At 46.6% G+C, this 12,435-nt stretch carries 9 protein-coding genes; 5 read left to right on the forward strand and 4 right to left on the reverse strand.

The annotated features are described in order from the left end of the window. Positions 1 to 9 precede the first annotated feature (9 nt). Positions 10 to 2,286, reverse strand: a complete 2,277-nt coding sequence (gene pflB, locus C4S60_RS14005) for a formate C-acetyltransferase (RefSeq protein ID WP_103880984.1) — start codon at positions 2,284 to 2,286, stop codon at positions 10 to 12. Positions 2,287 to 2,545: 259 nt separating this feature from the next. Further along, entirely contained in the window at positions 2,546 to 4,093 is a 1,548-nt protein-coding gene (locus C4S60_RS14010) for a DUF3360 family protein (protein WP_103880985.1), read from the reverse strand. Positions 4,094 to 4,907: 814 nt separating this feature from the next. Here C4S60_RS14010 and C4S60_RS14020 point away from each other — a divergent pair. The 4 genes from C4S60_RS14020 to C4S60_RS14035 all read left to right on the forward strand — a co-directional run bounded on the left by C4S60_RS14020 (position 4,908) and on the right by C4S60_RS14035 (position 8,091). Beyond that, complete coding sequence (locus tag C4S60_RS14020; protein WP_103880987.1) at positions 4,908 to 5,678, forward strand: ABC transporter ATP-binding protein; 771 nt, start codon at positions 4,908 to 4,910, stop codon at positions 5,676 to 5,678. Between the two features lie 94 nt (positions 5,679 to 5,772). Continuing rightward, positions 5,773 to 6,543: an ABC transporter substrate-binding protein gene (locus tag C4S60_RS14025; protein ID WP_103880988.1), complete on the forward strand. Its 771-nt coding sequence runs from the start codon at positions 5,773 to 5,775 to the stop codon at positions 6,541 to 6,543. 121 nt (positions 6,544 to 6,664) lie between these two features. Next, positions 6,665 to 7,405, forward strand: coding sequence for an ABC transporter permease (locus tag C4S60_RS14030; protein ID WP_103880989.1), 741 nt, complete (start codon positions 6,665 to 6,667; stop codon positions 7,403 to 7,405). 2 nt (positions 7,406 to 7,407) lie between these two features. Beyond that, on the forward strand, positions 7,408 to 8,091 hold the full coding sequence (locus C4S60_RS14035) for an ABC transporter permease (RefSeq protein ID WP_103880990.1): 684 nt from the start codon (positions 7,408 to 7,410) through the stop codon (positions 8,089 to 8,091). A 159-nt stretch (positions 8,092 to 8,250) separates the two neighbouring features. On the opposite strand, the gene xthA is transcribed toward C4S60_RS14035, so the two are convergent. Next, a complete protein-coding gene (gene xthA, locus C4S60_RS14040) occupies positions 8,251 to 9,057 on the reverse strand; it encodes an exodeoxyribonuclease III (protein WP_103880991.1) in 807 nt (268 codons plus the stop codon). A gap of 177 nt (positions 9,058 to 9,234) precedes the next feature. On the opposite strand from xthA, the gene C4S60_RS14045 reads away from it, so the two are divergent. After that, positions 9,235 to 11,352 carry a methyl-accepting chemotaxis protein gene (locus C4S60_RS14045; RefSeq protein ID WP_103880992.1) on the forward strand — a complete coding sequence of 706 codons (2,118 nt, stop codon included), beginning with the start codon at positions 9,235 to 9,237 and terminating at the stop codon, positions 11,350 to 11,352. 105 nt (positions 11,353 to 11,457) lie between these two features. Here C4S60_RS14045 and C4S60_RS14050 read toward each other — a convergent pair whose 3' ends face one another. Continuing rightward, positions 11,458 to 12,432, reverse strand: a complete 975-nt coding sequence (locus C4S60_RS14050) for an alpha-L-glutamate ligase-like protein (RefSeq protein WP_103880993.1) — start codon at positions 12,430 to 12,432, stop codon at positions 11,458 to 11,460. Between the last annotated feature and the right edge of the window lie 3 nt (positions 12,433 to 12,435).

The raw sequence follows: 12,435 nt of genomic DNA on the forward strand, positions 1-12,435 counted from the left end.
AATGCTGGATTATAGAGATTCAGTGAACGTACGTGCGATTACGTCAGCTTGTTGCTCTGCAGTTAGAGAGTTGAAGCGAACAGCGTAACCAGATACACGGATTGTTAGCTGAGGGTATTTCTCAGGGTGCTTAACAGCGTCTTCTAGAGTATCGCGGTTAAGAACGTTCACGTTTAGGTGTTGACCACCTTCAATGCCAGTTTCGTGGTGGAAGTAACCATCCATTAGACCCGCAAGGTTAGCGCGTTGGCTGTCTTCTTCTTTACCTAGAGCGTTTGGAACGATAGAGAAAGTATAAGAGATACCATCTTTAGCATCAGCAAACGGTAGTTTACCTACAGAAGTAAGAGAAGCTACAGCACCTTTCTCATCGCGACCGTGCATTGGGTTAGCACCTGGAGCGAATGGAGCACCTGCTTTACGACCGTCTGGTGTAGTACCTGTCTTCTTACCATATACCACGTTTGAAGTGATAGTAAGGATAGACTGTGTAGGAACTGCATCGCGGTAAGTCTTAAGCTTACGGATTTTACCCATGAAGATAGAAACAAGTTCACAAGCCATGTCATCAACACGTGCGTCGTTGTTACCAAATTTAGGGTAGTCGCCAGAGATGTCGAAGTCGATTGCGATACCGTCTTCGTCACGGATAGGCTTAACTTGACCGTATTTGATTGCAGATAGAGAGTCAGCTGCAACAGACAGACCAGCAATACCACATGCCATAGTACGACGAACGTCACGATCGTGAAGTGCCATTAGAGCGGCTTCGTAGCTGTACTTGTCGTGTGAGTAGTGGATTGCGTTTAGCGCAGTCACGTACTGCTTAGCTAGCCAATCCATGAAGTTGTCTAGACCAGCCCAAACTTTATCGAAGTCTAGTACTTCGTCAGTCATTGCTTCAGTCTTAGGACCAACTTGGATTTTCAGCTTCTCGTCTACACCGCCGTTGATAACGTATAGAAGAGTCTTAGCCAGGTTTGCACGAGCACCGAAGAACTGCATGTGCTTACCGATAACCATTGGTGATACACAACAAGCGATAGCGTAGTCATCGTTGTCGAAATCTGGACGCATTAGGTCATCGTTCTCGTACTGGATAGAAGAAGTATCGATAGATACCTTCGCACAGAACTTCTTGAAGCCGTCAGGTAGCTGCTCAGACCAAAGTACAGTGATGTTTGGCTCTGGAGAAGGACCCATAGTGTATAGCGTGTTTAGGAAACGGAAGTTTGTACGCGTAACAAGCGTACGACCGTCAACACCCATACCACCCATAGACTCTGTTGCCCAGATTGGGTCGCCAGAGAATAGCTCATCGTACTCAGGAGTACGTAGGAAGCGAACCATACGTAGTTTCATTACGAAGTGGTCGATCATTTCCTGAGCTTGTTCTTCAGTGATAAGACCTGCAGCGATGTCACGCTCAACGTAAACGTCTAGGAAAGTCGAAGTACGACCTAGAGACATTGCCGCGCCGTTTTGAGATTTAACAGCAGCAAGGTAACCGAAGTAAGTCCACTGGATTGCTTCTTGTGCAGTTGTCGCAGGACCAGAAATGTCGAAGCCGTAAGACGCTGCCATTTCTTTCATTTGACCTAGTGCGCGGTGTTGCTCTTGAAGCTCTTCACGCAGCTGCATAGTCATTTGTAGATCGTCGCCAGCTTCTAGTTTCTCTTGAGTAGAGTGGAACTGAGCAACTTTGTCCTTCATTAGGAAGTCAATACCGTATAGTGCTACACGACGATAGTCACCGATGATACGACCACGGCCGTATGCATCTGGAAGACCAGTCAGAACACCAGACTTACGACATTTTAGGATATCTGGAGAGTAAACATCGAAAACACCCTGGTTGTGTGTTTTACGGTACTCTGAGTAGATTTTAGAAACTTGTGGGTCCAGCGTACGACCGTATGCTTTACAAGAACCTTCGATCATGCGCACGCCGCCGTTAGGCATGATTGCACGCTTAAGAGGCGCTTCAGTTTGTAGACCAACGATAGTTTCTAGGTCTTTGTTGATATAGCCCGCATCATGTGAAGTGATGGTAGAGATAACAGAAGTGTCAAAATCAACAGGAGCGTGAGTGCTGTTTTCCTGCTTGATACCTTCCATTACCTTAGCCCAAAGCTTGTTAGTTGCTTCAGTACCTTCAGAAACTAGGAAAGACTCGTCGCCTTCATAAGGAGCGTAGTTCTTCTGAATGAAGTCACGTACGTTTACTTCGTTTTGCCAGTCACCTGCAGCAAAACCTTCCCAAGCTTTAGCAAATTGCTCTGCCATGACATACCTACCTTTTTAGTAGAAAAAACACGTACTGTGCGCTTTATACGCATGCTCTGTAGAGTGAGCCAGTACACTTGAATAAAAATATCGTATAACCACTTAGGGTTAGTATGGGTATAGATATTGTCACTCTCAGCGTCAAAATCAATAGTAAACTAAAAATAAATTGTAAAACTTAAACTAAATCAATAAATCTTAAAAATGATTGATAAAAATTTGGGCAGTGAATGTCACTGCCCAAATAATCAACTAGATATTATAGGAAAGCTGGGATGCCATACTGGCCTTCTAGCATACCTACAGCTAGCATCGCTACCAGACAGATAACAAATACGCCTACCGGAATAATGATCTTATCTACAAAAGATAGACGAGAAGCACGCTCTTTGTCACCAATCAGACCATTATTATCCAGGAACATGGTTAAAGCCCAAGCCAGTACAGGGTTGGCAACTACTGATGCAAAGATACAGATCCCCGCAGCTTGTGAGTCTTTGCTCTCTTTAACCATTTGCATACCCGCTTCGAGTAGCGGTAGGAATACACCCACTAGTAGTGCAATACGCATTACAGGAGGCCATACCGCAACGTCCATTGGGAAACCAAGAACCGCAACGGTCATTACAATCAAACCAAGAAGAATTGCACCGCCAGGGATTGGACGCTTAGCAATTGCAGCAGGGATCATGTACGTACCCCAAGATGATGTGATGTTACCACCACCAACTGCAGTACCTACCATTTGACGGATAGAACACATGGTCATAGTGTCATCAACGTCCATCAGTACTTTTTCGGTTTTCTTCGGATAGTTCAGTTCCTGGAAGATGCGGTGACCCAGGAAGTCAGGTGACCACATAGCAACCGCAAGAATTGCGAATGGAAGAGATGCAATGAAGTGCTGAAGGTTTGGAAGACCTAGCATCCAGCCTTCTTCCGTGCTGCCCCACCAGTAAACAGGGTTCAGGTTCGGAAGACCCATCTCGGTTTCAAACGTCAGGTCAAAGCCAGCGCCAAGACCAAGTGCAAGCAGAAGACCAGTGATAGCACAAACTGGAATAGCCAACCAACGCATGTTGATCTTAGCCAGGTAAGCGTACACTGCAATGTTGATACCCAGTACGATCAGACCCACATAGCCCATGCTTCCTGCTTCGATATCTGCAGATTGTAGACTCACTGCCCAGTCTTGAATCGAACCGATTTGACTCATTGTACCGGTGAAGCCCAGGAAGATTAATAAGCCACCTGCTGTACCCTGAGAGGTCAGATTAACGAGCTTAGAGCCGCCTTTGAAGTAGCTTAGCAATAGACCGAACACACCAAGAAGGATTGCAAGAGCAAGAGGGTGAGCACCGGCAAGGGCAATCGAACCGATAAGTGGAATCATCGGGCCGTGGTTACCGGCAAGGTTGGCTCTTGGGTTAATGAAACCTGATGCGAGAACACAGAACAAAAGTGCAGGAATTAGCATTTCTACACGTGCAACCTCGATAGCAAATTCTTTACCAAGGTTTACGTGATCCCAAGCAGCGGTTAAACCGTCTGCCCATGACATCATTACCGCAGAATACATCGCGATAATGCCGATGGTACCGGCAAGTGCAGGTACTAAATCTTCCAGTTCAAAACGGAAATCGCGACCCGGCAGGTTAAGACCGAAGCGGCGCGGTTTCATGATTTGAAGTTCGTGGTCTAGGTATTCAGAGCGGCTGGCAAACTCAGATGAAGGACGGTGAAGCTCTTGATAGCTCTTGGTCTCGATATCCGAATCAGAATGCGCTTTGTTAACTGCGTCTGACATAGATTCCTCATATATATAAAAGTTAGTCGTTTGGCTTGATAAACGAACTGTTTCACACCGAATGGCTAGGTAGCTGCACGTCATTGACGTGCTAAGAATAGACGAGATTCCTAATAATGGGGTGAATAATTCGTGCTATATCAATGGAGCCGAGTCTAACAAGCAACAGTAAGACCTTGATTGATCTTGATCACTTTAAGAAAAAATGTGAAAGAAAACTACAACAGTTGTTTGAAACAGCGCACTTTATTAACAATCAGCGTAAACAACTTTCAGTATGAAAATTTTATGAACAATATTCACTTCATCAATAATCCTCACCTTACCGGTTCTATCCAAGTTCCTATGTTGGAAGAATCGATTCACGTTGCTTTACGCTCAATTTGCTATTTGAACCGTACGTTCAGAGGCGAGATATTGATCTAACTATCAAAACACTCAACTAGTTCATAATGTTTGCTAATGGGTCATTAGCGGGGCTTATGCACTGCTTATTGAATCCCAAGCAGCACTAAATGCTAGCAAAGTCACATTCTACGTAACAAAAATGTAATTCTTATCATGGTAGGATAAAAAATCACCAATGACTGAATGTGCAGCATTTAGAAAAGATTATTCACATTTTGACGGTTTAAATACTTTAAATTGCATAATTCGTCAGATACAATGCCTGTATGACCGACTTATTCAGGTTAATGGTTTGTTGCAAACCATGCGGTGTGGTGCTAGCTTGTACCGAATATATAAAAGGTCGGAGTACCTTAAGCCTCTAGAATAGGCATAGCAGTCAATAATATACAGGGAGCACAAGCGCATGAATGAAGTACCAGCGCTGGACATAAAAGAACTGCACAAGACCTTTGGTCAAAATGAAGTTTTAAAGGGGATTTCCCTTTCTGCACATAAAGGTGATGTCATCTCGATCATTGGCTCATCTGGTTCTGGAAAAAGCACATTTCTTCGTTGTATCAACCTTCTTGAAACACCAACAGCGGGTGAAATCTGGGTCAATGGCGAATTGATTGAGATGAAGCAAAACCGCGCAGGTGAATCACTTCCTGCCAATGAAAAACAAGTTCAGAGAATTCGTTCACGTCTGGCAATGGTTTTTCAGGGCTTCAATTTGTGGTCTCACATGACCGTACTTGAAAACATCATCGAGGCTCCGGTGCATGTTCTCGGGGTACCTAAAGCTCAGGCGATCGAAAACGCGGAGTTACTGTTGAAGAAAGTTGGTCTTTATGAGCGCCGTGATTACTACCCAGGGCATCTATCAGGTGGCCAGCAACAACGTGCAGCCATTGCTCGCGCCCTTGCGGTGGAGCCGGAAGTGATGTTGTTCGATGAACCCACCTCGGCGCTTGACCCAGAATTGGTTGGGGAAGTGCTTGGCGTGATGCAGGATCTTGCGGAGGAAGGCCGAACTATGTTGGTTGTGACGCATGAAATGGCGTTCGCACGCGATGTTTCAAACCACGTGATGTTCCTTCACCAAGGTCTGGTGGAAGAACAGGGAGATCCAGCTAAACTGTTTACGAACCCAGATTCTGAACGCTTACAACAATTTATCTCATCCATCTACTAATACAGAGGATGACTTTCTAGGGCTTAGGACCTAGAAACCTAAAAAAACAAACACAACATCAAAAAACGAAAATCTCAATCACAGGAGTATGGAAATGAAAAAGTGGTTATTGGTGGCAGCACTTGCTGCAACAGCAGCAACTGGAGTGGCTCAAGCTAAGGAATGGAAAACAGTCCGCTTCGGTATCGAAGGTGCTTACCCTCCGTTTAGCTGGACTGAAGCAGATGGTTCTCTGAAAGGTTTTGACGTAGACATGGCGAATGCACTTTGTGAAGAGCTAAAAGCCAAGTGTGTGATCGTACCGCAAGATTGGGATGGCATCATTCCTTCACTTCTTGCTCGTAAGTACGATGCTATCATCGCAGCGATGTCTATCACTGAAGAGCGTAAGAAGAAAGTGGACTTCACTGGCAAATACGCTCAAATCCCGAACAAATTCATTGCCAAGAAGGGCGCAGGTCTGGACTTCGACAATCTGAGCGGCGCTAAAATCGGTGTTCAGCGTGCAACAACGCACGACAAGTACCTGACAGATAACTACGGTGGTCAGGTAGAGATCGTTCGTTATGGCTCTTTTGATGAAGCTTATCTGGATCTAGCCAATGGTCGTATCGTTGCAGTACTAGGTGATGCATCTGCTCTGGAAGAAGGCGTGATCAACAAAGATGGCGGCGATGCTTATGAGTTCGTAGGTCCATCTCTGACAGATCCTAAGTGGTTCGGTGAAGGTATGGGCATCGCAGTTCGTAAGCAGGACAAAGATCTGACTGAGCAACTTGATGCTGCGATCAAATCTCTACGTGAGAAAGGCAAGTACCAAGAGATTGCTGCGAAATACTTCAACTACGATGTTTACGGCGACTAATCGCTGAATTAAACACAACGACAAGGGCTTGAGCTGGTCTCAGGCCCTTTTACTAAAAAACATGTCACAGGTGTTATTTAGTAAAACTTACCAACAATAAGCTGTGCTGTTGGAAGGAATTATGCTCGATTTACAAGGATATGAAGCCTCTATACTCAAAGGGGCCGTACTCACCATAGAAGTCGCGATACTATCGCTGATTCTTGCTATGGTACTCGGTATGTTAGGTGCGCTTGCAAAATTAGCACCTTATAAATGGGCGCGAGCGATCGCGACACTTTACACGACTATCATTCGGGGTATTCCTGACCTCGTCTTAATGATGCTGATTTTCTTCGGCGGACAAATACTGCTGAACAACAGCTTGTACGCTGTTAATGAGTGGCTAAACAATTGGTTTGCCTCCAGCGATCCCAATCATGAATGGACATCGTACCTGCCTGACTATATTGACGTGTCTCCGTTTATCGCAGGGATTCTGACTATTGGCTTTATCTTCGGCGCGTATATGGCGGAAACTTTCCGAGGTGCGATTATGGCGGTGGATAAAGGTGAAATGGAGGCCGCTAAAGCATATGGCATGAGTTCAGCGCTGGCATTCCGACGTATTCTGCTACCACAAATGATCCGACATGCATTGCCTGGTTTTGGCAACAACTGGCTTGTTTTGCTGAAAACGACGGCCCTGGTGTCCATCATCGGGTTAGAGGATATGGTACGTGTCAGCTCACTGGCTGCGGGTTCTACCAAAATGCCGTTCACCTTTTACATGGCGGTATCCATCATATTCTTGTTGTTCACCAGTGTTTCTACCGGCTTCCTGAAGCTTGTCGAGCGCAAGTTTAGTATTCATGTGAGGTAGATATGGATTTTTCGTTAGTTGTTGAAAGTTTCCCAATTTACCTTGATGGCCTCTGGACTACGATGTGGCTAGTGGGTTTAGCCTTGGTTATCGGCCTCTGTATTGCGATCCCTCTGGCGGTCGCGAGAAACAGCACCAATTACTTGATCAACTTGCCATCTTGGGGCTTTATATACTTTTTCCGTGGTACACCTCTCCTGGTACAGCTTTACCTGATTTACTACGGTATGGACCAGTTCTTCCCAGTCAAAGACACACTTTGGGAACATGCCTGGTTCTGTGCATTAGTTGCCTTTGTCCTCAACACTTCCGCTTATACCGCCGAGATCATTCGCGGTGCCATTAATGGTTTGCCAAAAGGCGAGGTGGAAGCAGCAAAAGCGTACGGTATGAGTACCTGGAAAACCTATCGACGGATCATATTGCCGAGCGCTTTAAGAAGGGCGCTTCCCGCTTACAGTAATGAAGTTATATTCATGCTGCATGGCTCGGCGGTAGCCGGTATCGTGACCATTATGGACCTCACTGGCGCTGCACGTCTGGTGAATTCCCGTTATTACGCTCCGTTTGAGTCGTTTTTGACGGCAGGCCTGTTCTATATGGCGCTAACCTTTATGATCCTCTGGGTATTCAAGAAGGCTGAAAAGCGATTCCTGGCTTACATGAGACCATTGGAATCTCAATAACGCCAGTCTGAGTCAACCAAGTTCAGATTTGAAATCCCCGAGTTTGTTAAAGCCAGCCTCGGGGATTTTTGTATTTCTGGTATCGTTGGATGTGTGTGCCTGTATTGGCAGCATTCCCGAATAGGTGCGGGAATCACGACGGATTGTTTACAAAATCTGTCAGTTAAATACCGACCAGATAGGTGCGTGGTCTGAAGGTTTTTCAATACCTCGCAACTCATAATCGATGCCCGCTTCCGTACACGTCTCTGCCAGACCAGGCGTAGCCAGTACGACATCAATCCTTAGGCCACGATTGTCATCAAATCCTCTTGAGCGGTAGTCAAACCACGAGAACTGGTCGTCAACGTCAGGGTGTAGTTGACGGAAAGTGTCAACAAAACCCCAGTCAAGCAGGGTTTGTAACCACTCACGTTCAATCGGCTGGAATGAGCACTTACCGGTCTTTAGCCAGCGCTTGCGGTTAGGCTCGCCAATGCCGATGTCCAAATCGATAGGACTGATGTTGATATCCCCCATAACAATCAGTTTTTCATCGTTGTTATGGTGGTCATTCAAATATGTCATAAGATCCTTATAAAAGGCTTCTTTATAAGGGAATTTAGTTTCATGACTGATGTTATCGCCTTGTGGGAAATAGCCATTCAACACCGTTACCTTATCGCCTTTCGCGTCTTCAAACGTTGCCATTATCATGCGCTTTTGGTGGTCTTCGTTATCGGTTGGAAACCCTTTCTGAACAGAAGCGGGTTCCTGTTTGCATAGCATAGCGACGCCATAGTGTGCTTTCTGGCCATGAAAATAGACTTTGTAACCCATGGCTTCGACAGCTTCGACCGGGAAAGCTTCATCGTGGACTTTGATTTCCTGCAGGCCTATCACGTCAGGTTGGTGTTTATCAATTAATGCTTGCAGTTGGTGAAGACGAGCTCGGAGGCCGTTGATATTGAAGCTAATGACTTTCATTTTCTCACTAATCCTGTGATTTTTCTCAGAGGCAAAATACTAGCATCCACAGAGAATGACATACAACGCTTGTATTGAGCTTAAGATGCAAAAATGATGTAATAAAACGCTCAATAATTACGACTTCTGGTCGATATAAAAACAATATGTGCTCTCTGTTTGCTAAAAGGATGTACTATGCGAACTCTCTCCGTGCAGTGGAAAATCACGGTTTTGGCGGGTTGTTGCCTGCTGTTCACTTCAATGGCTTTAATCGGCTTTTCACTATACAACGCGATAAACAGCCAGAAGGCGATCCAAACCTTAAGTTCTCAATCTGTGGTCGAAAAGTCACAGGCACTTCTGGAAGCGCGTGCTGAAATCAATGCCCGGGAAGTCAAAGACTACTTCAACGAGGCAGTGTATCGCGCGGAAATGCTTATCTCGAACGCCAAATTCCAAAAATATAATGCGGAAGAAAACTTCGTCCCCAGCGAGGATCTGCGTACCGCCCTTGATGAAATGATTCGCCAGGCGGTTATTGAGTTTCCTTCGATTCAGGGTGCATACCTGGTGTTTAAACCCAACCTTCTGGATGGCGAAGACGCAAACTATGAAGGGGCGGACTATGTCGGTTCCAATGAACAGGGGCAGTTTGCTACCTATTGGCAGATAGCCGCAACTGGTGAAAATGCCGCTCGTAGTGTCTTGAGTAAGCGCCAGTTAGATGCTTTACAAGATGGTGAGCGCTTCTACTGTCCTTTGGCGACGGAGTCCTCGTGCGTGAGTACGCCAAGGCTCATTCAGGTTGGAGAACAGCAACACCTGATCTCCTCGCTGTCGATCCCGATTGTCGTCGATAACACACTGATCGGTTTCTTGGGGATCGACTTGCAATTGACGGAACTGGCGACCACGGTCATTGAGTCTGATGCCAGTCTGTTTTCTGGCAGTGGCCATGTCAACATCATCAGTCTGGATGAAAGCGTGATTGCCAGTGACGATCCCAGTATCAAGCCAGGAACCGCATATCAGAGCCCGGTATTGACAGTAGAACAAGTTACCGACCTGATGTTTGGCGAGGAAGTGAGTGCGCAGTGGAGTTCCGATGGACAGTGGCTGACCGTGTTTAACCCTGTCACCATCGCCAACCAGACATGGGGTGTGTTCTTTGATATGCCGCGAGAAAGTGTTTTGCGTGACGCCATTGAACTGGATAGCATTATCTCAACTCAGTTAGAAGAAGGCATCGTATTTGAGGTGTTGGTGGGGGCAAGCTTTGTTGTTGTGGGGTTGATCATTATTGCCCTTATGTCTCTTCGATTAGTTAAACCTATTAAAGATGTTGTGACCAGACTGGAAGATATCGCCAGCGGCGAAGGCGACTTGACGCAGCGTTTGGAAGTGAAATCTGGTGATGAAATAGGCCAGTTGGCAGAGCAGTTCAACGCTTTCCTGGCCAAGTTGCAAACGACCATTCAACAAGTCGCATCAACCACAGAACGCATTGCCGGAACCGCTGAACGAGCAAACGCTACGGCGGTTGCTACTCGTGAAAGTAGTGAAGCCCAGTTCAGGGAAGTCGATCTGGTCGCGACAGCATCGGAAGAAATGACCCAGACTGCATCGCTGGTGGTTCAGAACGCAGAAGTCGCGGTTCAGGCAGCAGCGTCCGCTAACGAATCTGCGAGTCAGGGACAGGAAGTGGTTGAGCTTTCAGCAAATGAAATGGTTCGTTTAGTAGAACAGATGAAAGCCACGGTTCCTGTGGTGGAAGAGTTGGCGCTTAATAATGCTCACATTACCGAGATTCTCGCGGTCATTGAGGGCATTTCAGAGCAAACCAATCTACTGGCGCTGAACGCGGCGATCGAAGCGGCAAGGGCGGGAGAGCAGGGCAGAGGCTTCGCTGTTGTTGCAGATGAAGTGCGCAGCCTGGCTAGCCGCACTCAAGACTCGGTTGGGGAGATCCAACAGGTCATTGAGCGAGTGCAAAAAGGCACTAAAGATGTGGTCGGTGCGATTCAGGAAGGCTCTCAATTGGCAGACTCTACCGCAACCCATGTTCAGCAAGCGGTAGCGGCGTTAAGCAGCATCTTTGAGTCCATTTCTGCAATTAATGATATGAACTCGCAAATTGTCAGAGCCGCTGAGGAACAACAGTCCGTGTCCGCGGAAGTGAATCAGAATGTGAGTAACATTCGTGACTTGAGTGCCCAGATCCTGGATAAGGCAGGGGACTCTGAACAGGTGGGCAAAGAGATCAATCAGCTTTCTGCGCAGCAGCAGTCATTGATGAATCAGTTTAAAACCTGATCCAGCCAGATAAAAAAGGGTCATCACATTTGTGATGACCCTTTTTTTTAGGCTTTGTTTGCTTTGAGCTGGCTTTTACCAGTCATTTTAGGGCACTTTTAGCGATTAGTCGCCGTTTGCATGACCGAACATCTTAGCCGCGTAAGCGACTCGCTCAGCCGGAGACGGGTAATCAAACGGGTTCGGCTCTCCCAGAGATTCAATGTGCCGTAGACGAGGCAAAATGCCGCAACCATTAGCGATCTGGATTGCCAGACCAGGTCGGGCGTTAAGCTCTAGTACCATCGGGCCTTCTTCTTTATCCAGTACCATGTCGGTACCCATGTAGCCCAGCCCCGTCATTTCGTAGGCACTTGACGCTAGCGTGAGCAGGCGGTCCCAGTGAGGGACGGCCAACGTGGCCAGCTCTTTGCCCGTATCAGGGTGATGCGTAACTGGTTGATCAAACTGTACTGCGCGCACAGCTTTGCCTGTCGCAATATCAATACCAACCCCAACCGCTCCTTGGTGAAGATTGGCTTTACCATCAGAGGCCGAGGTAGAGAGTCGCATCATCGCCATCACAGGATAGCCCTGAAATACAATAATACGTACATCCGGAACCCCTTCGTAGCTGAAACCGTCGAAGCAGTCATCGAACTTAATCAAGTTTTCGACTACAGCCACATCGTTCTTGCCACCCAGAGAAAACAGACCTGCAAGCGCATTACTGATATGACGCTCAACATCTTCTTTATTGATTGTTGCACCCGATGGTTTGGTGTAAACCCCATCTTTGTGCTCAGTAACCACCAGAATGCCTTTACCGCCACTGCCTTGAGCAGGTTTGATAACAAAGCCCGGCCAATCTTTAACCATATTGTGGATTGTCTTCACTTCTACCTGACTGCGAATAACACCAATCAGTGCAGGTGTGGTTGCGCCGGCTTTTTCCGCGATGATCTTGGTTTTTAGCTTGTCATCCACCAATGGATACTTGGAGCGATCATTATAGCGTCCAATATAGCTGTGGTTACGCTGGTTCATTCCCATGATACCGCGGTCTCTCAACTTAAAAGGACTTGTTAGCTTTCTTAGCATAAA

It is taken from the genome of Vibrio hangzhouensis (assembly GCF_900107935.1).
GTDB lineage: Bacteria > Pseudomonadota > Gammaproteobacteria > Enterobacterales > Vibrionaceae > Vibrio > Vibrio hangzhouensis.

What these genes read in the sequence shown, in the direction of transcription:
- xthA (WP_103880991.1), bottom strand. Translation starts at nt 9,057, where the DNA reads ATGAAAGTCATTAGCTTCAATATCAACGGCCTCCGAGCTCGTCTTCAC.
- C4S60_RS14010 (WP_103880985.1), bottom strand. Translation starts at nt 4,093, where the DNA reads ATGTCAGACGCAGTTAACAAAGCGCATTCTGATTCGGATATCGAGACC.
- C4S60_RS14025 (WP_103880988.1), top strand. Translation starts at nt 5,773, where the DNA reads ATGAAAAAGTGGTTATTGGTGGCAGCACTTGCTGCAACAGCAGCAACT.
- C4S60_RS14050 (WP_103880993.1), bottom strand. Translation starts at nt 12,432, where the DNA reads ATGCTAAGAAAGCTAACAAGTCCTTTTAAGTTGAGAGACCGCGGTATC.
- C4S60_RS14045 (WP_103880992.1), top strand. Translation starts at nt 9,235, where the DNA reads ATGCGAACTCTCTCCGTGCAGTGGAAAATCACGGTTTTGGCGGGTTGT.
- pflB (WP_103880984.1), bottom strand. Translation starts at nt 2,286, where the DNA reads ATGGCAGAGCAATTTGCTAAAGCTTGGGAAGGTTTTGCTGCAGGTGAC.
- C4S60_RS14030 (WP_103880989.1), top strand. Translation starts at nt 6,665, where the DNA reads ATGCTCGATTTACAAGGATATGAAGCCTCTATACTCAAAGGGGCCGTA.
- C4S60_RS14035 (WP_103880990.1), top strand. Translation starts at nt 7,408, where the DNA reads ATGGATTTTTCGTTAGTTGTTGAAAGTTTCCCAATTTACCTTGATGGC.
- C4S60_RS14020 (WP_103880987.1), top strand. Translation starts at nt 4,908, where the DNA reads ATGAATGAAGTACCAGCGCTGGACATAAAAGAACTGCACAAGACCTTT.